Annotated in this window: 21 protein-coding genes; 4 read left to right on the top strand and 17 right to left on the bottom strand. The window is 49.8% G+C overall.

The features are described from left to right. Nucleotides 1-88: 88 nt before the first annotated feature. The 11 genes from RUW00_RS11200 to RUW00_RS11150 form a co-directional block, all read right to left on the bottom strand. Complete coding sequence (locus tag RUW00_RS11200; protein WP_280144653.1) at nt 89-1,150, bottom strand: sensor histidine kinase; 1,062 nt, start codon at nt 1,148-1,150, stop codon at nt 89-91. Further along, entirely contained in the window at nt 1,147-1,824 is a 678-nt protein-coding gene (locus RUW00_RS11195) for a response regulator transcription factor (RefSeq protein ID WP_012118540.1), read from the bottom strand. Before RUW00_RS11195 ends, RUW00_RS11200 begins: the two co-directional genes overlap by 4 nt. Nucleotides 1,825-2,025: 201 nt before the next feature. After that, on the bottom strand, nt 2,026-3,795 hold the full coding sequence (locus RUW00_RS11190; RefSeq protein ID WP_014418969.1) for an ABC transporter ATP-binding protein: 1,770 nt from the start codon (nt 3,793-3,795) through the stop codon (nt 2,026-2,028). A 211-nt stretch (nt 3,796-4,006) separates the two neighbouring features. Next, entirely contained in the window at nt 4,007-4,627 is a 621-nt protein-coding gene (gene hisIE, locus RUW00_RS11185; protein ID WP_280144654.1) for a bifunctional phosphoribosyl-AMP cyclohydrolase/phosphoribosyl-ATP diphosphatase HisIE, read from the bottom strand. Continuing rightward, nucleotides 4,624-5,382, bottom strand: coding sequence for an imidazole glycerol phosphate synthase subunit HisF (hisF, locus tag RUW00_RS11180; RefSeq protein WP_014418971.1), 759 nt, complete (start codon nt 5,380-5,382; stop codon nt 4,624-4,626). The genes hisIE and hisF overlap by 4 nt, the downstream gene beginning before the upstream one ends. Further along, nucleotides 5,379-6,116, bottom strand: a complete 738-nt coding sequence (gene hisA / locus RUW00_RS11175; protein WP_025649334.1) for a 1-(5-phosphoribosyl)-5-[(5-phosphoribosylamino)methylideneamino]imidazole-4-carboxamide isomerase — start codon at nt 6,114-6,116, stop codon at nt 5,379-5,381. Before hisA ends, hisF begins: the two co-directional genes overlap by 4 nt. Then, the gene (gene hisH, locus RUW00_RS11170) at nt 6,113-6,751 is read right to left on the bottom strand and encodes an imidazole glycerol phosphate synthase subunit HisH (RefSeq protein WP_017418839.1); all 639 of its coding nucleotides are present in this window, start codon (nt 6,749-6,751) and stop codon (nt 6,113-6,115) included. The genes hisA and hisH overlap by 4 nt, the downstream gene beginning before the upstream one ends. Beyond that, nucleotides 6,752-7,336: an imidazoleglycerol-phosphate dehydratase HisB gene (gene hisB, locus RUW00_RS11165; RefSeq protein WP_115941091.1), complete on the bottom strand. Its 585-nt coding sequence runs from the start codon at nt 7,334-7,336 to the stop codon at nt 6,752-6,754. After that, on the bottom strand, nt 7,302-8,615 hold the full coding sequence (gene hisD / locus RUW00_RS11160; protein ID WP_280144655.1) for a histidinol dehydrogenase: 1,314 nt from the start codon (nt 8,613-8,615) through the stop codon (nt 7,302-7,304). The genes hisB and hisD overlap by 35 nt, the downstream gene beginning before the upstream one ends. Beyond that, complete coding sequence (hisG, locus tag RUW00_RS11155) at nt 8,612-9,253, bottom strand: ATP phosphoribosyltransferase (RefSeq protein WP_021495260.1); 642 nt, start codon at nt 9,251-9,253, stop codon at nt 8,612-8,614. The genes hisD and hisG overlap by 4 nt, the downstream gene beginning before the upstream one ends. Beyond that, the gene (locus RUW00_RS11150; RefSeq protein ID WP_007407436.1) at nt 9,246-10,418 is read right to left on the bottom strand and encodes an ATP phosphoribosyltransferase regulatory subunit; all 1,173 of its coding nucleotides are present in this window, start codon (nt 10,416-10,418) and stop codon (nt 9,246-9,248) included. The genes hisG and RUW00_RS11150 overlap by 8 nt, the downstream gene beginning before the upstream one ends. 237 nt (nt 10,419-10,655) lie before the next feature. Here RUW00_RS11150 and RUW00_RS11145 point away from each other — a divergent pair, with 237 nt between their 5' ends. Beyond that, nucleotides 10,656-11,381, top strand: a complete 726-nt coding sequence (locus RUW00_RS11145; RefSeq protein ID WP_007614029.1) for a C39 family peptidase — start codon at nt 10,656-10,658, stop codon at nt 11,379-11,381. 20 nt (nt 11,382-11,401) lie between these two features. On the opposite strand, the gene RUW00_RS11140 is transcribed toward RUW00_RS11145, so the two are convergent. The 4 genes from RUW00_RS11140 to hprK are packed head-to-tail and all read right to left on the bottom strand — an operon-like array spanning nt 11,402 to nt 14,359. Continuing rightward, nucleotides 11,402-11,917, bottom strand: coding sequence for an acyltransferase (locus RUW00_RS11140; protein WP_280144656.1), 516 nt, complete (start codon nt 11,915-11,917; stop codon nt 11,402-11,404). Between the two features lie 3 nt (nt 11,918-11,920). Further along, complete coding sequence (gene ppaX, locus RUW00_RS11135) at nt 11,921-12,571, bottom strand: pyrophosphatase PpaX (RefSeq protein ID WP_280144657.1); 651 nt, start codon at nt 12,569-12,571, stop codon at nt 11,921-11,923. 25 nt (nt 12,572-12,596) lie between these two features. Then, nucleotides 12,597-13,412 carry a prolipoprotein diacylglyceryl transferase gene (lgt, locus tag RUW00_RS11130; protein ID WP_280144658.1) on the bottom strand — a complete coding sequence of 272 codons (816 nt, stop codon included), beginning with the start codon at nt 13,410-13,412 and terminating at the stop codon, nt 12,597-12,599. A gap of 14 nt (nt 13,413-13,426) precedes the next feature. After that, nucleotides 13,427-14,359, bottom strand: a complete 933-nt coding sequence (hprK, locus tag RUW00_RS11125) for an HPr(Ser) kinase/phosphatase (protein WP_003151456.1) — start codon at nt 14,357-14,359, stop codon at nt 13,427-13,429. A 169-nt stretch (nt 14,360-14,528) separates the two neighbouring features. Here hprK and nagA point away from each other — a divergent pair, with 169 nt between their 5' ends. Genes nagA through RUW00_RS11110 form a run of 3 tightly spaced genes read left to right on the top strand, consistent with a single transcriptional unit; the run spans nt 14,529 to nt 17,186 of the window. Next, nucleotides 14,529-15,719, top strand: coding sequence for an N-acetylglucosamine-6-phosphate deacetylase (gene nagA, locus RUW00_RS11120; protein ID WP_280144659.1), 1,191 nt, complete (start codon nt 14,529-14,531; stop codon nt 15,717-15,719). Next, a complete protein-coding gene (gene nagB / locus RUW00_RS11115; protein ID WP_014418981.1) occupies nt 15,716-16,441 on the top strand; it encodes a glucosamine-6-phosphate deaminase in 726 nt (241 codons plus the stop codon). Before nagA ends, nagB begins: the two co-directional genes overlap by 4 nt. A 13-nt stretch (nt 16,442-16,454) precedes the next feature. Beyond that, complete coding sequence (locus RUW00_RS11110; RefSeq protein WP_280144660.1) at nt 16,455-17,186, top strand: GntR family transcriptional regulator; 732 nt, start codon at nt 16,455-16,457, stop codon at nt 17,184-17,186. 144 nt (nt 17,187-17,330) lie between these two features. On the opposite strand, the gene RUW00_RS11105 is transcribed toward RUW00_RS11110, so the two are convergent. Continuing rightward, nucleotides 17,331-17,906 (bottom strand): TetR/AcrR family transcriptional regulator, encoded by a 576-nt coding sequence (locus RUW00_RS11105; RefSeq protein ID WP_280144661.1) that lies wholly within the window; start codon nt 17,904-17,906, stop codon nt 17,331-17,333. A 139-nt stretch (nt 17,907-18,045) separates the two neighbouring features. Further along, nucleotides 18,046-21,915, bottom strand: coding sequence for a metallophosphoesterase (locus tag RUW00_RS11100; protein ID WP_280144662.1), 3,870 nt, complete (start codon nt 21,913-21,915; stop codon nt 18,046-18,048). Nucleotides 21,916-22,004: the final 89 nt, after the last annotated feature.

Genomic DNA, 22,004 nt, shown 5'->3' with positions numbered 1-22,004 from the left:
CGTCAGTAGTATACCATAAAACGGTTCCGCCTCAATAGTTCAAAAGACAGGATCGGCTTCGTTTTTTACTGGCTGGTTCGACCAGATTTTAGCTGTTTTTTTCACGAGGCTCGGCTGGAAGAATGACGCGGAAAAGGGTTCCTTCGCCGCGCTTGCTCTCAACCTCTATCGAACCGCCGTGCAGATCTGCGATTTTTTGGGCGATGGACAGACCGAGCCCGCTTCCCCCTGCGTTTCTCGCCTTGTCCGCTTTATAAAACCGTTCAAATACACGCTCCGTCTGTTCAGGCTCCATTCCGATTCCGTCGTCGGCGATTTCGACAGCCGCCGCTCCCGGCAGATCTGTAATTTTAACGGAAATGCGGCCGCCCTCACCGGTAAATTTCACGGCATTGTGAATCAGATTCATCCACACTTGGCTGAGCAGCGCCTCATCTCCGTACACATACGACTCCTGTAAATCAATGAGAAACTCAATCTGTTTGGCGGACCACTCAGGCTCACAGGTCAATATGGTGCGCCGCAGCTGTTTGTCAATGCGGAACGGTTTTTTTTGTATCGGTTCGGTTTGGCGTTCGAGCGCAGTGAGCTTCAGCAGATTTTCACTGATTTTTGATAATCGTTCTGTTTCTGTTTCGATGATGTGTAAGTAGCGCCCCCGCTCCTCATATGATAAATCCGGTTTTTTCAGAAGATGCGCGTAGCCCTTTAATGAAGTGAGCGGGGTTTGGATTTCATGGGAAACGTTCGAAATAAATTCTTGTTTCAGTTTTTCCATTTCACTCAGTTCCGCGGCGAGTGTCGACAGTTCATCAGCCAATTTCGTCACGGGGTGGTTCCGCTCAATCTTCTCCATTTTCCGGGAAGCGGCCGCTGTGAAGTTGCCGCTCGACATTTGCTTGATCGTGGCGGTCAGCGAATCCCAGATCGCATGATGTCTTTCACGTGCTGACTTTGAAAAAATAAACATCGTTACAAACAGCAGGCCGAAAACAAGCCAAAGCGTCAGAATCTGCTCGGCGTACGGCACAAGCAAAATCGGCCATATGAGACCGAATCCCTGAACGATCAGGTGAGCCGCCAGCCATAAGAATGCGGTGACGGTGAGAAGGATGATGATTTTCCCAGCCGTTCTGAAGATCCGTTTCATCCTGTCACCACAAACCGATACCCGAGCCCCCGCACCGTATGGATGGCAAACGGATAGTCTTTTTCCGGAAACCGTTCTCTCAGCCTTTTAATATGCACATCAACGGTCCGTTCGTCACCTTCATAATCAAAGCCCCAAATATCTTCTATTAATTGTTCTCTTGAAAACGTCTTATTCGGATAACCGGCGAGCTTAAATAAAAGCTCAAATTCACGCCGGGGCAGTGTCAATCCCGCTCCGCCGCCGCGCGTTACGGTGCGGGATTGCTTATCTAATGTGACCGTTCCGATGGTCAGCAGTTTTTCAGCGGTGATGCGGTACCGTTTCAGCAATGCTTTGACCCTTGCTTCCAGCTCAAGCGGCTCAAACGGTTTGACGAGATAATCATCCGCTCCGGAAGTAAAACCTTGCACTTTGTCCAGCGTTTCGCCTTTTGCCGTCAGCATCAAAATCGGAATGTCCGTAAAGCTGCGGACGGCTTCACTGACTTCAAACCCGTCCATTTTCGGCATCATCACATCCAGTATGATGAGATCTATAGGTGCTGATTCGATCAGCCGCACCGCCGCTTCCCCGTCTTCCGCTTCTGCGACGTCAAAACCGCTCTGCTCCATCATAAGGCGGACAAGCTCACGGATATGGCGGTCGTCATCCGCAACCAATATGACAGCCATGAAAATCCCTCCTTCTGCTTTTTTCTTTTCATGAATCGACATGATGTCTATAAACGAAATTTTTTCATTGTCTCCTGTACCGGCATACACGCTTATGGCTTGGCTCTTCATCGTTACCGACCGTACACCCGTATGAACAGGACTCCGGCTGCAAAATAAAAAGCAGCTTTTTCAGCTGCTTTTTATTCATAAAGTCTTGCTTTACACAGCTTTGTTTTCTAAGTCGGCATTCAGCTTCAGCTGCTGCTCCGCAAAATCGCGGTACAGCGAATGGGATGCCATTAATTCATGGTGTGTGCCCCGTCCGGTGATTTCACCCTGTTCGACAAAGAGAAGCTGATCTGCATCCACAACCGTGGATAAACGGTGGGCGATCACAATCGTGGTGCGCCCTTCCATTAAGACTTCCAGCGCCTGCTGCACCCATTTTTCAGATTGGCTGTCCAGACTTGATGTCGCTTCATCAAGCATCAGAATGCTCGGGTTGCGAAGGAGCGCTCTGGCAATAGCTATGCGCTGGCGCTGTCCGCCTGACAGCATAATTCCCCGTTCACCGACCTCGGTTTCAAATTTCTTCGGTAAGTCTTCAATAAATTGCAGGGCGTAGGCCATGTCAGCCGCTTGCCTCAGTTCCTCATCAGTCACCTCGCGTTTTAATCCGTAGCAGATATTGTCGCGGATGGTGCCTGACATTAACGGGCTTTCTTGCGACACGTAGCCGATATGCTCCCGCCATGACTCAAGGGAATACGTATCAATCGGTTCATTTCCGAGCAGGATGCTGCCCGCAGTCGGATTGTAGAATCGTTCAAGCAGCTTAAATAACGTTGTTTTTCCGCCGCCGCTCGGTCCGACGATCGCGGTGACTTTGCCGGCCTCAATCGTAGCCGTAATGTCTTTTAAGATGGTTTGATCTGTTTTGTAGCCGAATGAGACTTGTTCAAGCTTAATCGGCTGATCCGCGTTTTCAATGGCTTTTCCGGTTTGGATATCTTCTTCTTTTTCTGCAAGAATATGAATCATCCGTTCCGTTGCGCCGACGGATTTTTGAAGCTGTGTGAAAAATGAAGTGATCTGGCCCATCGGCATAATGATCTGAAACAAATACAGGATAAAGGCAACGAGTGCGCCGGCTGTCAATTCACCGGATGACACCTGCATCCCGCCGTATCCGATGACAGCGACCAGCGCCGCCATTAATACAAGTGTAATAAGCGGGCCTACGAGCGACTGCACCTTCGCTTCACGCAGCCCGAGTTTAAAGAGCGCCATGATGCCTGCTTTTCCGCGTCCGTATTCCGCTTCTTCAGCGTTTGACGCTTTTACAAGCCTGATTTCCGGGAGGATGTGGTTTAATAATCCGGTGAATCTCGCCGTTTCATCCTGTGTTTCCCGAGAAATTTTAAACATTTTCCGGCCGATCGGCACTAAAATCACCGCAGCCAGCGGCACGACGATCAGCACGAGCAATGTGAGCTTCCAGTTCATGAAAAATAAGATCGTCAGTGACCCGATAACGGAAATGATTCCGGTAATAAATCCGCTGATATTGTTTGTGATCAGCTCTTTTACCACCATTGTGTCATTGGTGACACGGCTGATCGTTTCTCCCGTGGCGTTTTTGTCAAAATAAGAGACGGGCAGTTTAATTAATTTCTGCCACAACAAATCACGCAGTCCCGAGATGATTTTCTGGCCGCTGTAGTTCAGGGCGTAGGTGGCGTAGGCGCTTAATGCGGCCTGTACGATAAACACGGCTGCGATGATTCCGATTTGCACGCCTGACAGCGACGACATGGAAAAGCCGTCAACGAGCTGCTTTGTCAATAGCGGAATCAGCAGGCTGACGAGCGTTGTCACAATACTGAGAGACAGCGCGAAGGCCAGCATACCGTATGATGGTTTTGTTTTTTTGACTAATGAAAAAAATGAGCTGAATTTCCCTTTAGGTTTTGGTTGTTTATTCGGCATATGTTTTCCTCCTATATCACTGTTTATACTATAACGGATGTGCATGAACGGAATATGAACAAAACGTACATTTTTGATAAAAACCAAAATAAACTCTATTAGTCAATATTATCAAATTCATCAGCCTCCGGTTGCGGAAATAAGGAATATTTAATTGAATGTTTAAGTTTGACAGATTAAAAACCTCACGGATCTCTCCGTGAGGTTTGTTTTACTCAGATGCTGAATGGCGTTTCGCAAGGACGTCAAGCACGTCGTCCAAAGGAAGCGACTGCTCACGCAGAAGAACGAGCAAATGATACAGCAAATCCGCCGCTTCCCATTTTAATTCTTCATGGTCGCGGTTTTTCGCGGCGATAATAACCTCTGCGGCTTCTTCTCCGACTTTTTTGAGGATTTTATCGACGCCTTCCCGAAACAGATACGTTGTGTAGGCTCCGTCAGGCATCTCCGCCTGCCGTTTGGCGATTACGCTTTCCAGTTCGTTTAAGATGCCGAAACGATCCTGCACGTCCGCTTTTTCCGGAGAAAAGCAGCTGTAACTTCCCTTATGGCATGCGGGTCCTGAGGGCTCCGCAAGCACGATGAGGGTATCTTGATCGCAGTCATAACGAATGGCTTTCACCTTTTGGGTATTCCCCGACGTCGCTCCTTTATGCCACAGCTCCTGCCGTGAACGGCTGTAAAACCAGGTTTCTTTCGTTTCTATCGTTTTTTCATAGGATTCACGATTCATATAAGCCAGTGTCAGCACTTCTTTGCTTGCCGCATCCTGTACGATGGCGGGAATCAGTCCGGCCTCGTCAAACCGCAGTTCATCTGCCCGTTTCATCTCACATTCACCCCGTGTTTCTTCATATAATCTTTCACTTCTTTTATAGATGTCTCTTTGTAATGGAAAATGGAAGCTGCAAGCGCGGCGTCCGCTTCACCGATCGTGAAGGCTTCAAGCATATGGCGCGCGCTGCCGGCTCCCCCTGACGCAATGACGGGCACCGGGACGGCACGTGTGACAAGCTGTGTGAGCGTATGATTAAAGCCTGTTTTCTCACCGTCTGCGTCCATGCTTGTCAGCAGGATTTCGCCCGCTCCCCGGCTGACGGCTTCTTTTGCCCAGGCCGTGACTTCCCAGTCGGTTTTCTGTCTTCCGCCGTGTGTGTACACTTTATAGCAATCCGAATCTTCATCATACTTTGCGTCAATCGCCGCTACGATGCATTGCGAGCCGAAAAAATCCGCTCCTTCCGTAATCAGCTCGGGGCGGAGGACGGCCGCTGTATTAACGGATACTTTATCAGCGCCGGCGCGAAGCATTCGTTTCATATCGCTTAATTGATTAATTCCGCCGCCGACCGTAAACGGAATCGCCAGTTTTGCCGCAACCTGTTCTACGACGTCTGTCATCGTCTTGCGGCCTTCGTGAGAGGCGGAAATGTCGAGAAAAACAAGTTCGTCAGCGCCCTCCCTGTCGTAAGCTTCGGCCAGCTCGACAGGATCGCCCGCATCTTTCAGCCCGAGAAATTGAATGCCTTTGACGACGCGTCCTTCTTTCACATCGAGACACGGAATGATTCGTTTCGTGATCATGCGTCCTTCACCCCGCTGAGCGCTTCAGCCAATGTAAATTGTTTTGTATACAGCGCTTTTCCGATAATCGCTCCCGATACGCCGGCGTCTTTGAAGCGGGCCAGTGCTTTGAGGTCGGCGACTGAGCTGACTCCGCCTGAAGCGATGACGGTTTTTCCCGTTGCTTTTGCGAGCTGAACGGTGCTTTCGATGTTCGGTCCTGACAGCATGCCGTCAGTTGCAATATCCGTAAAAATGAAGGTTTCCGCTCCTTCGGCCGCCAATTCACGGCCCAGATCGGCCGCTCTTACCGAGGATGTTTCCAGCCAGCCTTCCGTCGAGACATATCCGTTCCTTGCATCAAGGCCGATCGCGATTTTGCCGCCGTATTGTTTCAGCATGCTCTTCACAAATGCCGGATCGGAAACGGCCGCGCTGCCGAGAATGACGCGATCAACGCCTTGTGATAAATAACCGTACACATCCGCTTCAGAACGGATCCCGCCGCCGATCTCGACTTTGACATCAAGCTGCCGCGCAATGTCAAGAACATGCCTGTCGTTTACTTTCCTGCCTGCTTTCGCGCCGTCAAGATCCACGAGATGAATCCATTCGGCACCTTCTTGTGCAAATTGCGCCGCCATATCTAAAGGAGAGTCACCGTATATCGTTTCCTTGCCGTAATCGCCTTGGATGAGACGGACGCATTTGCCGTTTCTCATATCGATTGCCGGATATAATGTAAAAGCGTTCATTTCTTCACCTTCTGTTCCGCTGCCATTTTTGTAAATTGCGTTAAGATCGCCATTCCGGCCGTACCGCTTTTTTCCGGGTGAAACTGGGCACCGAAGACATTGCGTTTCCCGACGATGGCCGGAACACGAACGCCGTACTCAGCGCTTGCCAGAAGATCGCCGTCTTCCATCCCGTCTATATAATAGGAATGGACAAAGTAAACGAAGCCTTCTTCCGCTTCCGAAAGCAAAGGAGACGTTTGGTGAAACGTCAGCCGGTTCCAGCCCATATGCGGCACCTTCAGCTTTTTTCCTTCGGCATCTCTGTCTTTGAGTCTCACAGCTTTTCCGGCTAATAAACCAAGTCCTTTTGCAGAGCCGTTTTCGGTGCTTTCTTCGAAAATGAGCTGCATGCCGAGGCAGATGCCGAGGAGCAGCTTCCCCTCGTCAACCATACGGTGTATGAATTGATCAAGCTTCGTGCTGCGTAAATTGTCCATGGCGTCACTGAATGATCCGACACCTGGAAGAATAAAAGCATCCGCTTTTTCAAGCTCTTCCGGCCGGTCTGATACGACATACGGGACGCCGACTCGTTCCAGCGCCTTCGACACGCTGAATAAATTGCCCATACCGTAATCAATTACACCGATCATTTACAGCATTCCTTTCGTAGACGGCACACCCTTGACGCGCGGATCAATGGATGACGCTTCATCAAGCGCTCTGCCAAGCGCCTTAAACACGGCTTCTATCATATGATGGGTATTCGTGCCGTAATGAACGATGACGTGCAGATTCATTCTCGCTTCCAGCGCCAGTTTCCATAGGAATTCATGTACCAGCTCGGTATCAAACGTTCCGACTTTCGCTTGCGGAAATGCAGCGCGCATCTCAAGGTGCGGCCGGTTGCTCAGGTCTACGGCGACTTGGGCGAGCGCTTCGTCCATCGGCACAAGCGCTGATCCGTACCGTTTGATCCCTTTTTTATCACCGAGCGCCTCCAAAAAAGCCTGCCCTAAACAGATGCCGATATCTTCAGTCGTATGGTGATCATCTATCTCCGTATCGCCTTTTGCGTCAACAGTTAAATCGAATTGCCCGTGCTTTGTGAACAAATCAAGCATATGAGTCATAAACGGCACATCCGTGCTGATGTCGGCGTTTCCTTCTCCGTCTATTTCGAAAGCCAGCTTAATATCGGTCTCATTTGTTGTTCTGGCGCGTTCCGCTTTTCTCATCGGTCATTCCTCCGTTTCTCGCTTCAATCGATCTTGCGTGCGCTTCAAGCCCTTCCAGTCTCGCGAAGGCGGAAATGCTGTCTGCGTGCGTTTCAAATGCCTTCCGGCTGTAAGAGATGATGCTCGATTTCTTTTGAAAATCTGTTACATTCAACGGGCTTGAAAACCGCGCCGTTCCGTTTGTCGGCAAAACGTGATTCGGTCCGGCAAAATAATCGCCGACCGGTTCAGCGCTGTATCGTCCTAAGAAAATCGCTCCCGCGTGTCTGATGCTTCCAAGCAAAGCCTCCGGCGAATGCGTCATAATTTCTAAATGCTCGGGCGCCAGCGCATTCACCGTGTCCACCGCATCTTCCATCGATTCCGTAATATAAATGCAGCCGTGATCCTTGATCGACCCTTCGGCGATTTCTTTACGCGGCAGTGTCTGAAGCTGTTTATTCACCTCATCTGATACGGCTTCGGCAAGCTTCCGTGAGTCGGTGACAAGCACGCTTGAGCTGAGCGTATCGTGTTCGGCCTGTGAAAGCAGGTCAGCAGCGACTTCTTTGGGCACCGCCGTATCGTCTGCCAGAACCACGATTTCACTGGGTCCGGCAATCATGTCAATATCCACAACGCCGAAGACTTCGCGCTTTGCGAGCGCCACAAATATATTTCCGGGGCCCGTGATCTTATCAACAGGCTGTATCGTTTCGGTTCCGTAAGCGAGCGCGGCAATCGCCTGCGCGCCTCCCGCTTTGTAAATTTCCTTTATGCCGAGCTCAGACGCCGCCGCCAGAACGCCCGGCGAAAGGCGGCCGTCTTTTCCCGGAGGACTGACGAGAACGATCCGTTCCACTCCCGCAGCGAGAGCGGGGATGACATTCATTAAAACGGAAGACGGATAAGCGGCCGTCCCGCCCGGCACGTATACGCCCGCGGAATCGAGCGCCGTTATTTTCTGCCCGAGCATCGTGCCGTCATTGCGATGGTAAAACCAAGAAGATTGCAGCTGGCGTTCGTGATATTCTTTCATATTGGCAATCGCCTGTCTGATCACTTCCAGCAGCTGATCATCAAGCAGACGGTACGCCTCGGTGATTTCCTCTGCGCTCACGGCCATTTGGTTCAGGCTGATGCCGTCAAATATTTTTGTATAGGCCAAAACGGCTTTGTCACCGTTTTGTCTGATGTCTTCAATAATCCCCCTGACGGTTTTCCGCTGCTCTTCGGTTCCGCTGTCGATGGAACGCTTCAGTGAGAACCGCTCGCTTCTTTTTACTGCGGTTATTTTCATTGTGCCGTTTCTCCTTCCACAACCCTGGCCAGCCTGGCCGCCATTTCGTCGATTACATCATCCTTCATGCGGTAGCTGACCGGATTGACGATAAAACGCGATGTGATGTCACAAATATGTTCTGATTCAACGAGACCGTTTTCCTTTAATGTCCGCCCGGTTGATACGATATCTACGATTCTGTCAGCAAGGCCGATTAAAGGCGCCAATTCAATCGAACCGTTCAGCTTAATGATTTCCACCTGCTCGCCCTGCTCTCTGAAATAACTTGACGCAACATTCGGATATTTCGTCGCAATCCTCGGGGCGACCCCGTTCCAATCCACTCCGGGAAGCCCCGCAACGGCGAGATGGCATTTGCTGATTTTCAGATCGAGCACCTCATACACGTCACGCTCTTCCTCAAGCATGACATCCTTTCCGGCAATACCGGCATCAGCGACCCCATGCTCGACATAAGTCGTAACATCGGTCGGCTTTGCCAGAATAAAGCGGAGATTTTCTTCAGGAACGTCAATGATCAGCTTTCTCGATTCTTCAAACTCCTCGGGCAGCCTGTATCCGGCCTGCCGCAGCAACCCGGCCGCTTCTTCGAATATCCGTCCTTTTGGCATTGCCATTGTGAGTACCTTACCCATTCTGCTCTTCCTTTCTGGCACCGATAAAGTATGTGACGTTTGCGAATGATTTTGTCATATGATCGATATTTTCAATGCCCGCTAAATCCTGCAGGACGACTTTTCTGCCTCTCGCCCTTTCTTCCTCCGCGAATAAAATGGCCTGCGCCCGCTGCTCCTTGCTGAAAATCACGGCGTCCGCTTCACTAGTTTCTTCCTGGATGCCGAGCGCTTCAATCAGCCTGTCGATACGGAGCCCGAAACCCGTGGCGGGAGCGGGACTGCCGAAATGGCCGAGAAGATTGTTATAGCGTCCGCCGCTTCCGATGACGAAACCGACATTTGCCGCGTACACTTCGAATAAAATTCCCGTGTAATAACTCATATGGCTGACCATATTCAGATCAAGGCGAATATGCTCGGCACACCCGTAATCCTCAAGAATGTCCCACAGGTCTTCCAGCTCCTGAATCAAGCTTTGTCCGGAGATGCCGATGATCTCCTCCGCCTTGGCGCAGATCTCTTTCCCGCCTCGCAATTCCAGAAGTGCGAGCAGCCGGCTTTTGTCTATTGAAGAGAGCGGAAGCGATTTGACATGTTCCCTGTATCCCACGTAATTCTTTTCAAAGAGAAAGCGCCGCAGAACATCCGCCCGCTCAGCATTGCCCAGAACCTCGACAAACAGCTCATCAGCGAGTCCGGCATGGCCGATCGCGATTTTAAACCGGTGCAATCCCGCGTTTTTCAAAGCGCCTGCCGCCAGCGCAATCACCTCGGCGTCCGCGCTTGTTGATCCGTCGCCGATCAGCTCCGCGCCGACCTGTTCGAATTCGGCCGGACGTCCGCCTTCCCGCTCCTGAGCGCGATAGACGCTTGCCGCGTACCCCGCTCTGAGCGGATGATTGTGTTTGTGCAGCTTAGACGCCGCCACCCTGGCAATCGGTCCTGTCATGTCAGGCCGAAGCACAAGCGTTTTTCCGTCCTGATCGAGAAGCTTAAACAGCTGCTGTTCTTCAATAGCTGACTGGACGCCTACTGTTTCATAAAATTCAAGGGTCGGCGTCTCCATAAACTGATAACCCCATTTATCAATTAAATCCGTCAGTGTGGAACGGACTTTTTTCTTGGCTTCGTATAAACCAGGCAGCGTATCTCTCATGCCATGCGGTTTCTCAAACATAAACATTTGCCTTTTGCACCTCCGCTTTGTCTGAAGGAAAATTCCGAATCCTTTAGTTCGCTAATATGATAATATGTTAGCAGATAAAAGAATGAATTGCAACGCCCAATGTCCGCCTATTCTTTTCCATAAACATGGCTAAAGAATGAACAAACCTGTAAACATACCGGAACGATCGAATCATATTGAGCAGAAGTGCTATAATACATAGAATAGCTTCATCAGAAACAAGGGAGAGTAATAATGAAGACGCTTGGAACATTATGTGTGCTGATTCTGACAGCCATCCTTGTCTATCTCGGGTATAACATCTATACAAACGATATTCATTTGAATTTTTTTAATCAGCAGTCCGACGAGCCTGATGAGAAAACACCGTTAAAAGGGAGCGCGTCACCGCTGAATGTCGTTCTGTACAGACAGATGGATTCTCCCAGACTGTACAATGGCTGTGAGGTGACAAGCCTTGCCATGATTTTGAACAATGCCGGATATCATGTGTCAAAAAATACATTGGCGGATAAAATCAATAAAGTTCCGCTCACATACAGCAGCGGGCTGAAGGGAGATCCGAATGAAGGATTTGCAGGAGACATGGAAAACGGCCCGGGTTTAGGCGTTTATCATGAGCCGATTGATAAACTTGCCAAAGAGTATGCGGGAAACAAAGTATACGACCTGACGGGAAAAGACATTTCTTCAGTGTACCGCCAGCTTGAAAAAGGGCGGCCGGTCTGGGTGATTACCACCACATCCTTTAAGCCGGTTGATAATATGCAGACTTGGAATACGCCGAACGGAAAGATCGACATTACGTTCAGCATGCATAGCGTAGCCGTCACCGGTTATGATCACGATTATGTATACGTTAATGATCCTTACGGCTATAAAAACAGAAAAACAGACCGGTCTGACTTTGAAAAAGCCTGGAAGCAGATGGGCAGCCAGGCCATTGTGATCAAGTCATAAAAAAACCCCGCTGACGTTAATCAGCGGGGTTTTCCTATTCGTTCTTTCATTTCTTCGTCCGTATAGATCACCTGCATCGGATTTCCTCCGACAAACGCCCCGGCCGGGACATCTTTGTGCACCAGCGTGCCGGCTGATACAACGGCTCCGCTCCCGATGGTGACGCCGGGCAGAATGGTTGTGTTTGCCCCGATCATCACCTCGTCACCGATTGTGACAAAACCGGTCCGGTACTCATGTATTAAGTATTCATGAGCCAAAATCGTCGTATTGTAGCCGATGATGCTGTTTTTTCCGACAGTGATTTTTTCGGGAAACATGATATCCGGCATCACCATCAGCGCGAATGACGTCTGTTTTCCGACATTCATTTTCAAAAAGGTTCGGTACAGCCAGTTTTTCACGCTTAAAAACGGCGTATACCTTGCGATCTGAATGATGATGAAATTTTTCATCACCTTCAGAAAGGGAACCGTCTGATAAACATGCCACAATGAATTTGCACCTGCAACCGGATGGCGGTCTGTTTTTCTCACGGATTACTTCACTCCGGTGATGTGCAATAAATCACTCATTTTCTCGAGCATATAATCGGGTTCATAGGCGGAAAGCGCCTGTGCGCCTTTAATCGTCCACGCGACGCCGGCTGATTTCGTGCCGGCGTTTTTGCCCGCCATGACATCGTGATAATTATCACCGACCATTATGGCTTCCGACGGATCGCACCCCAGCCGGCTGAGAGCAAGCCGCACAGGCTCGGGGTCAGGCTTCGGATGCTTAACATCATCAAGCGTGACGACAGTATCGAAAAACGCCCCGATGCCTGTCAGCTTCAATCCCATATTCACTGTATCCCTCAGCTTTGTGGTGACAATCCCGAGCTGATAGCCCGCTTTTTTCAATTCATCAAGCGTTTCATAAACCGTTTCGTACTCTGTGACGAGCTCATCGTGCTTTTCATGGTTGAATGCTCTGTACATGCTGATCATCTCATCGCACTTTTCAGCATTAATGCCTGAAAACGTTTCATACAGAGGCGGGCCGATAAACGGAAGCACATCTTCCCTTTTGAACTGCCCCGAGCAATAATGATCAAGCGTATGAAGGTAAGAAGCGATAATCAGTTCATTCGTGTCAATCAGCGTGCCGTCGAGATCGAATAAAATGGCGGTTACACGTTTATCAGTCATCTTATGTCCTTTCCGATTTCAGGCGTCAGTCCGTGTCGGCATACCGCTTATCGGCATACCCCTTCATGCGTCTGAAAATCATTAAAATAATCGCAAGTACAATCAGCACAATGGAAATGACCTGCGCGATCCGAAGCTGGCTCGTAAGCATCAGGCTGTCCGTCCGCATTCCCTCAATAAAGTATCTGCCGATTGAATACCAGATCACATACGTCAAAAACAGATTGCCCCTGCGCAGGTTCACGCGGCGGAGCAGAAGCAGAATCACGACGCCCGCAAAACTCCACAGCGATTCATACAAAAACGTCGGGTGATAATATTGTCCGTCTATGTACATCTGATTAATGATGAAATCCGGAAGATGCAGACCTTCCAAAAATGACCGGCTGACCGCTTCACCGTGAGCCTCCTGGTTGATAAAGTTCCCCCAGCGTCCGATGGCCTGGCCGAGCAGAATACTCGGCGCGGCAATATCCGCCAGCTTCCAGAATGAGATGCCTCTTACTTTTGAAAAGACGATTCCCGTTGCGATCGCGCCGATTAATCCGCCGTGAATCGCAATGCCGCCTTTCCAAATTTTAATGATTTCCCCGGGGTGTTCCGAGTAATAGCTCCACTCGAAAAGCACATAATATGCCCTTGCGCAAATGATTGCGATCGGGATGGCGAAAAGAACAAGATCAATAAAAATGTCCTTTTTCAGCCCCCGCTTTTCACTCTCCCTCATGGCCATCCAAAGCCCTAATAACGCGCCCGCGCCGATAATGATTCCGTACCAGTGCACGGATAACGGCCCGAGCTGAAAGGCAATCGGATTGATTGGTGTTCCTGCTTCATTCATATCATTGCCAACTCCTATTCGTCTTGTTCGCCGTCCTCAATGACATCCGCCAGCTTATTCGTGAATTGCTCGGCAGCATTTAAGCCCATCCGCTTCAATCTGAAGTTCATCGCCGCAACTTCGATAATAACGGCGAGATTCCGCCCCGGGCGAACGGGAATGGTCAGTTTTGTAATTTCCGTATCAATGATTTTCATTTTTTCTTCTTCAAGTCCGAGACGGTCGTATTGTTTCCCTTGCTCCCAAAGCTCAAGGTCCATGACGATTGTAATTCTTTTATTGCTTCTGACGGCGCCCGCTCCGAACAGCGTCATGACATTTATAATGCCGAGCCCCCTGATTTCGAGCAGATGCTCAATCAGATCAGGCGCGTTCCCGACAAGGGTATCCTGATCCTCCTGCCGGATTTCAACGCAGTCATCCGCGACAAGACGATGGCCTCGTTTGACAAGCTCCAGCGCCGTTTCACTTTTACCGACTCCGCTTTTTCCCGTAATGAGCACGCCGACGCCGTATATATCCACAAGCACGCCGTGAATGGCCGTTGTCGGCGCGAGACGGCTCTCAAGAAAATTCGTCAGCCGGCTTGACAGCCTGGTTGTTTTCAGAGGGGATCTGAGCACAGGCACGCCGTTTTGCTCGGAAGCTTCTACAAGCTCCGGCGGGATCGGCATATCTCTGGAAAGTATGATAGCCGGCGTCACATCGGTGCACAGCGATTTCATCCGCTGTTTCTTATCTTCCTCGGGAAGCTGATCGAAAAATGACAGCTCCGTTTTTCCTAAAAGCTGCACCCGTTCTCTCGGGTAATATGTAAAATAACCGGCGATTTCAATACCGGGCCGTGATAAATCACTCATCGTAATCGGGCGGTTAATCCCTTCTTCTCCGCTGATCAATTCTAAATGGAACTGCTCCATTACGTCTTTGGTCCGAACCTTTGCCAAGATATGTTCCTCCTGTTCTGGGATGTTCCGAGCTTTGAACAGTTATATTTTATCACTTTACTGTCTGAACCAAAACAGATTTATACAATTCCGGCATAACTGGTCTAGATAACTAGTCTGAAAAGGAGTAAAATAAAACTAACAACTAACCAGAAAGGCGTGTTTTAAAGTGGCTGAAAGCTTGTTAATCAGCGGTGCGGACATCGTAACAGAAGAAGAAATCATCCGAAACGGATTTCTCGGTATAAAGAACGGCATCATTGCTTACGCGGGGAAAACAAGACCGCAAGAAACGTATGAGAAGGAATGGAAGGCGCCCGCGGGCTCGTATGCGCTTCCCGGAATGATTGATATTCATATTCACGGCGGATACGGCGCAGATACGATGGATGCTGATGTTGCAGCTCTTGATACAATGTCCGCCCGGCTGCCCGAAGAAGGAACAACCTCTTTTCTAGCGACAACGATCACACAGCAGCACGAAAACATTGAAAAAGCGCTCGTCAACGCCAAAAAATGGGCGTCTTCCTCACCGCAGGCCCAAAAAGGCGCTGAGTTGATCGGCATTCATTTAGAAGGACCGTTTGTCTCTCCGAAAAAGGCGGGAGCACAGCCGAAACAATGGATTACTCCTGCTGATGCCGGGCTCTTTCAGAAATGGGAACGGCTCTCGGGAGGGATGATCAAAATCGTGACGCTTGCGCCGGAAGAAGATCCTGATTTCAGCCTGATCCGTTATTTAAAAAACCAAAACATCATCCCGTCAATGGGACACACAGACGCAGGAGCCGAGCTTTTACAAAAAGCGGCGGATGCCGGGGCGGTGCATATGACGCACCTCTTCAATGCCATGAGCTCCTTTCATCACCGTGAGCCGGGGGGCATCGGTACGGCTCTCGCCTGCGGCCGCATCACGGCGGAGCTGATCACTGACGGCATTCATTCCCATCCTCTGGCTGTAAAGCTTGCCTATTTGGCGAAAGGAAGCCAAAACCTGATCATGATTACAGACTCCATGCGGGCAAAAGGGCTTAAGGACGGAGAATACGAGTTCGGCGGACAAAAAGTCACCGTTCGCGGGGACACGGCGCTTCTCTCTGACGGGACGCTGGCCGGTTCCATTTTAAAAATGAATGAAGGCGCAGCGCTCATGCGCAGGTTTACAAACTGCTCATGGCTGGATATAGCAAATATGACATCGGCAAATGCGGCCCGCCGCCTCGGCATATTCGACCGTAAAGGAAGCATCGCCGAAGGAAAAGACGCCGACGTTGTTCTGACGGACGGACAGTGCGGCGTGCTAGCCACGATTTGCCGCGGAAACACCGCATATATCTCAAGGGAGGCTGATTGGACATGAACGTTATCACATGCAGACATTATGAAGAATTAAGTGAAAAAGCCGCAGCGATTATCGCTGAAACAGTGAAACAAAAGCCGGATGCCGTTCTCGGCCTTGCGACGGGGGGCACTCCTGAAGGCGTATACAAAGAACTTGTGCGGATGCACCGCTCAGAGGGCTTGTCATTCCGAAATGTCACGACGATCAACCTTGATGAATACGCCGGGCTTTCTCCCGAGGACAAAAACAGCTATCATTATTATATGAATACACATTTTTTTGCACATATCGACAGCCGAAAGGACCGCCACTTTCTCCCTGACGGACGGGCAGACGATCTTGATGCCGAATGCGGACGCTATGACCGATTGATTCAAACACTCGGCGGAGCGGATATACAGCTTTTAGGCATCGGACACAACGGCCATATCGGCTTTAATGAACCCGGGACGCCATTTGAATCCCGAACCCATGTTGTTGAGCTGAATGAAGAGACAAGACAGGCGAATGCGCGGTACTTTCCGTCAATTGATCAAGTCCCTGTAAAAGCCCTGACAATGGGGATCGGGACGATTTTGTCCGGCAAACGGATTTTGATCATGGCATCCGGAAAAAGCAAGGCCCACGCGGTGAAGCAGCTTCTGGACGGGCGCATCAGCGAAGCATTCCCCGCCTCCGCCCTGCACGCGCATCCGGATGTGACGGTCTTGATTGATGAAAAGGCTGCGGGCGGCGATTGAAAGGATTTGACCTATGCAGATTGATAAACAATCTCCGATTCCGATTTACTTTCAGATTATGGAACAATTAAAAACACAAATCAAAAACGGCGAGCTGAAAGCGGATGCGCTGCTTCCGTCGGAGCGGGAATACGCCGAACAATTCGGCATCAGCCGAATGACGGTGCGCCAAGCGCTTTCCAATCTGGTGAATGAAGGATTTTTATATAGGCAGAAAGGCCGGGGAACGTTCGTCAGCAAACTGAAGATGGAACAGCCGCTTCAAGGGCTGACAAGCTTTACGGAAGATATGAGAAGCCGGGGCATGAAGCCGGGGAGCAGACTTGCCGAATACCAGCTGATTCAGGCGACGGAAGAATTATCTTCTATCCTGGGATGCGGCTATCCGGCAACGCTTCATAAAATCATCCGCGTCCGGCTGGCGAATGATATCCCGATGGCGATTGAAGCCTCGTACATCCCGTTTGACAAGGCGGGAAAACTGGACGCCTCCCATTTTCAATCATCCATGTATGAGCATATTGAAGCGTACAATCAGATGCCGATCTCACGGGCAAAACAAGAGCTTGAACCGGGAGTCGCTTCCGAGGAAGAAGCTGAGCTGCTCGGTATCCAGCCCGGCGCCCCCGTCCTCTATATCAAGCGGACCACTTATCTGGCGGACGGCACTGCCTTTGAGCACGTCAAATCCGCCTACAGAGGCGACCGCTACACATTCGTGCATTATATGGACAGGGTGAAATGAAACATCTCCAACCGTTACGGGTTGGAGATGTTTTTTTGATCTGCCATTTTCAAATCAAGCCGGTGAATGTTCTCTATGACTCTGTCAAAACAAAGAGGCCGGGGTTCTGGTAGCTATTTTTATAAAGAAAAGAGTCATAAAATGCTACCCTCTGTTTTGGACAATATACGGAACCTGTTTTGAAATCAGCAGCAGCGGTTCTTTGTTTTTATGAGCCAGTGAAAACATGATTGCGCCTTCAATCATCGAGTTGATTGTCACCCCGAGCTTCTCCGCTTCCTCTTGTTCAAACCCATGCTCAAGAAATTTTGCCGCAAACACATCCGTCCACTTCTTGAACACCTCAACACATGTGCATCTTAACGTTTCATTGATCAGAGCGGTCTCACCCGCCAGCAATCCAACCGGCACGCCCTCAATATTCTGCGGATCATTAAACTGTTCAGCAGTTACATGAATAAAGTGCTGAATCGCTTCTATAGGGTCCGCGAATTGAGACATACTATTCTGTATTTGCTTTTCAACGCATCTTCCCGTATATTTGATCGCCGCAATGGCGAGTTCTACTTTTCCGTTTGGAAAGTGATGATACACAGACCCCCTGGGTGCTCCGCTCTCTTTTATAATTTGGTTCAAACCAGTCGCATGGTATCCCTGAATCTGAAAAAGATATGCAGAGGTTTGAATAATTCTTTCTTTTGTCCCGGTTTTACTGTTCATTATGTTTCCTCCTGCATATTACGAAAACCAATCGATTTTAGTATAGAAAAGGGACATAAAAAAGTCAAAAGCACTTATCGTACAGAAAAAATCCTGCTGACCGTCAGATTTTCTTCTGAGTGATCAGCAGGCTGTATTTTTATGGGGTTGAGGCATGCCTGAAATCAAACTGATCCGGAGCCGGGCGATACGGCGTATTTCCCGTTTTGAACATCCACAGCGGTGATATTGTTTTGCCGTTGTACGGGTCCTTAACGACGGTGTACCAGTAATAAACGGAATCAGGCTGCAGGCCGTCCCAGATCCAATTTGCGGTTTTTCCGCTTTTTACGTGTTTTTTATGACCGAGCAGTTCGTTCGTATAAACGTTGCATTCAAAATAATCGGTCGCCACCCTTTTCCTCTTCGGCTGTAAATCCATTTCTGCTGAGAATTCGTCTTTATCAGCGAACAGATCGGTGTCATAGTAATTGATGTCATCCGTGTACGGCGAGTAGGAGAACATGTGAACCTGATTGGCGGCCTGATCGAATTGCATCATGCGCATAAAGCCCTGTCCTCCTTCCGGACCGTCCTGGTAGTCGGTCAGAATTTGGTGGACGAGGCGGTCCGGTTTTCCGTCCCCGTCATCGTCAAGCGCATCGGTTTTTTTCATGGCGTTATGGTAATGGCCGCTTAATACCATCGCCACATTGCGATTCGGCTTGACGACTTTTCGATAGATCGTTTCCCCGATCGGACTTCGATTTCCGCTCACAAGCAAGTACTCATGAAAGCATAAGATGGCGGTTCGGTCCGGATACCTCTTTAGCACTTGATTGATCCAGTCAATCTCTTGTTCCCCAATGCCCCAGCCCATATAAATCATAATAAAATCGTTCCCGCTTGCCGACAGCAGGTCATAATGCCCGCGGTTATTTTTGTATGATCCGCCGTAATGCATGTTCTGTTCAAACCGTCGGCTCCCGAAGAAATCCCCGAAGGTTCGGTATGTGCCGTCTTTATGGCCGACGTCGTGATTGCCGGCAAGCACTCCGTACGGAATCCCCGCCTTGTCAAGCGTCCGCATGGAGTGATCGGCGTTTTTCCACTGTTTCATCACCATTGAATCATCGACGATATCACCGGTATGAAAGACATATTTAATATTGTGCTTTTCCTTATTTTCTTTGATCCACTCCGTCATTTTGTCAAAAATGTGCGGGTGCCCTTGTGCGTAATACTGTGTATCCGACATCCAGACAAACGTGTAATTGCCTTTCGCCGGTATTTGATCCTGCACGATGACATTCATTTTTGAGTTCTTCACCACATCCGCTGCGGAAACGGCGGCTTTTAATGTAAACGGCTTTTTATCTTTGGCAAGGACGCTGTCCGCCTCCTGCCAGCGGCTTGTCCGGTAATTCCAAATATACATAGTTACCTTTCGGCCGGGCAGAGAGCTTCCTTTCCAGACCGCCTCGGCCAGATCCGTTTCGTCGATAGACGGGTCAACGGAGACTTCGAATCGGTGATAAGGAAAACGCTCCATACTTTCCGTCGAAACGGTTTTTCCGTCATTTGCCGAGATGCGGTTCATTTCAGGCAGGGTAAACGGCATTTCATTTTCTTTTATGCCCCTCGGCGGTTCCGTTAATGAGGCGTGTTTATACACTTTCACGCTGCCCGGATTCCGCGCGGTATAACGGAAGCCCCGGTAAAATGATACATTCATGTCATCCTTCGTCGGGTCTTTTACCCGGACGGACAGCTTTGCTTTGTGGGCGCCGATTTTTTGATCGGCAAGCTCCGGCTGGTTCGGCTCCTCCCGTTTGATATGGAAGGTGCGGACGGAGGTTGTTTCATTTCCGGCAAGGTCTGCCGCAATGATAGTAAGGGTATGCTTTCCGGGCTTAAGATCGGCTGATGACGTGTGATGCGGGAGCGTAATGCTTTCTCCGTCCAAAAACGCTTTGACCTCTTCCACTTTGCTCCATTTGTCACGGATGTCCGCATTCAGCTCAACATTACCTTTCAGCGCCGCGCCTTCTTTAATATTCGGGACAATCTTCGGCCCCGTATTGTCCACCCGCACAGACTGGCTCAGCTGCTCCTCACCGTCGCTAACAAAAATATGGTGATAGCCTTCAGAAAGCTTCGCCGTGTTCCACGGCAGCAGCCGTGACGTAAACAAATGATCCGGCAGGCGGAATGAGAAGGTCTTCTGCTGATTCGCCCGCCTGCCGTCACCGATAAACAGCTGCTCAGCCGGGTCCGTCTTCCCATCTTTGATCACCGTTCCGTCCGAAAGCACCAGACGGGCATGTTTCACGACAAAATCATCCCGATTCTCTCCCGTGTCATACGGAGAAACCTTTGAGCCCGAACGGATGGATACTTTCTGTGTTTTGCCCCCTTTTTGCAGCAGACGTTCCGGAAGGAGAACCGAGTGTGTTCTGTAGCGGTGAGACGGATCGTCAAAAATGTGCAGCACCTCGTTTTCCATCATGACGGTGTTTTGAAAATAAAGATTCGTTTTCCGGGCATCGAAGGCGAAATAGACTTCTTTTTCCAAGGCCGGCCGGGTCTCCTGCCGTTTGCCGTCAATCCACAGCTTGATCTTATCGGGGCTGACGTCGGAAGTCGCTTTGAGCAGATAGGTGCCGGATATCGTATCTTCGGGTTCAACATTCATTCTGAGTCCGTGTGATTTGCTCGTCTGTTCAATGTCAATCATCTTGACGGGCGTTTTTGCTTCATTTTCTCCATCACTGGCTGCGATATAATACTCAAGCTGATCCTGGCCGAGCAGTTCCGGGGAATAAAGAATGTGATGGTATAAGCTGTCGTTACGGTCTTTTTCGGCCAGAATTCGTTTGAATGGTTTTTTCTCATTGGTCCGGTAATAAAACGCGGCTGTTTTGACAAGGTTTTTGTCTTTTATGTCAGCCTTTAATTCAATGCTTTCAGCGGGCCGGACGGGCTTTCTGTCTGTAAGGTCTTCGATGACCGGTTTTTCCTTGTCAGGTTTTATCACCCTTTTCTGCTGCGGGATCTGCGCCTGAAAAACGGAGCCCGGTGACGGCTTATGCTCGCTCGTGGAGATCTTCAGCAATTCTCCCGTTCCGTTCAGCGGATATTTGTACAGCAAAGAAGTCAGCCGGCGGAAAGCGTGTTTACGGTAATGCGCTGAGGCGATACCCTTTCCGGTATTTGCCGACAGCACCACCGTACGCGGGCGGCCGTTGGACATTCCGTCCGTCCCTTCGATGACGGCGAGATGTTTTCCCTCCTTCAGGCGTGTCCCGTAATAGCGGTTGAAATCATCTATCGTCAGTTCTGATGCGGCGCGTCTCAGCCAAAACACGTAAGTCCCGCCTGACGGAATGACGGTATCTTCTTTCGGCCTCCATATCATGTCTGATTCCGGCCCTTCCTTCGGATAGCGGTAGCGGATATGATAGTCTTTAAAATGAATGGGCCTGTCCGTCGTGTTATACACCTCGATAAATTCATAGGCATCAGCGCCGTCTTCATTTTTCGTATCAACCGCAAGTTCCGTAATCATCAGCTCGGGAATATGATTCAAATCGGCTTGATAGCCGTCCAGCTTCAGCCGCTTTTTCTCCGATTCCGCCCGCTGTCTGCCATTGGTGAAAACGAGGTAATATTCCAATTCTCCATTCCAGATATCCCGTTTTGAAACCTGGGCCGTAAACAGCCGGATTGCGCCTGGCGCGGGCTCCATCGGCACCATTTTAAACCCCAGCTCATTGCTTTGTTTATAAAAAAGAAACGCCGAAAACGCTTGATAGTCAGCATTCCGTACATGAGCCTGTATGAACAGGTTTCTTTTCATTTCCGCCTTTACTTCGATTTGGGGAGGGTTCTCCAGAAGCGGTATGTAATGAGGCGGCTGTCCGAATTCCTGCTGATTCACGGGGATTGCCGATTCTTTGCGCGCCGCATCCGCAGAAGGACTCACACAAAGCAAACCAATCAGAAAAAAGAGCGTCATCACAAGTTTCATCTCATTACCTCCCTATGCATTATGTTGCGTCAGGAGGCCGCCGCTTATGTAAAACGCACATAAAAAAGCTGCCCTCTCGGGACAGCTCG

The organism is Bacillus sp. IS1 (assembly GCF_032461585.1).
Classification (GTDB): Bacteria; Bacillota; Bacilli; order Bacillales; family Bacillaceae; genus Bacillus; species Bacillus velezensis.
This window is presented reverse-complemented; position numbering and strand designations above follow the sequence as displayed.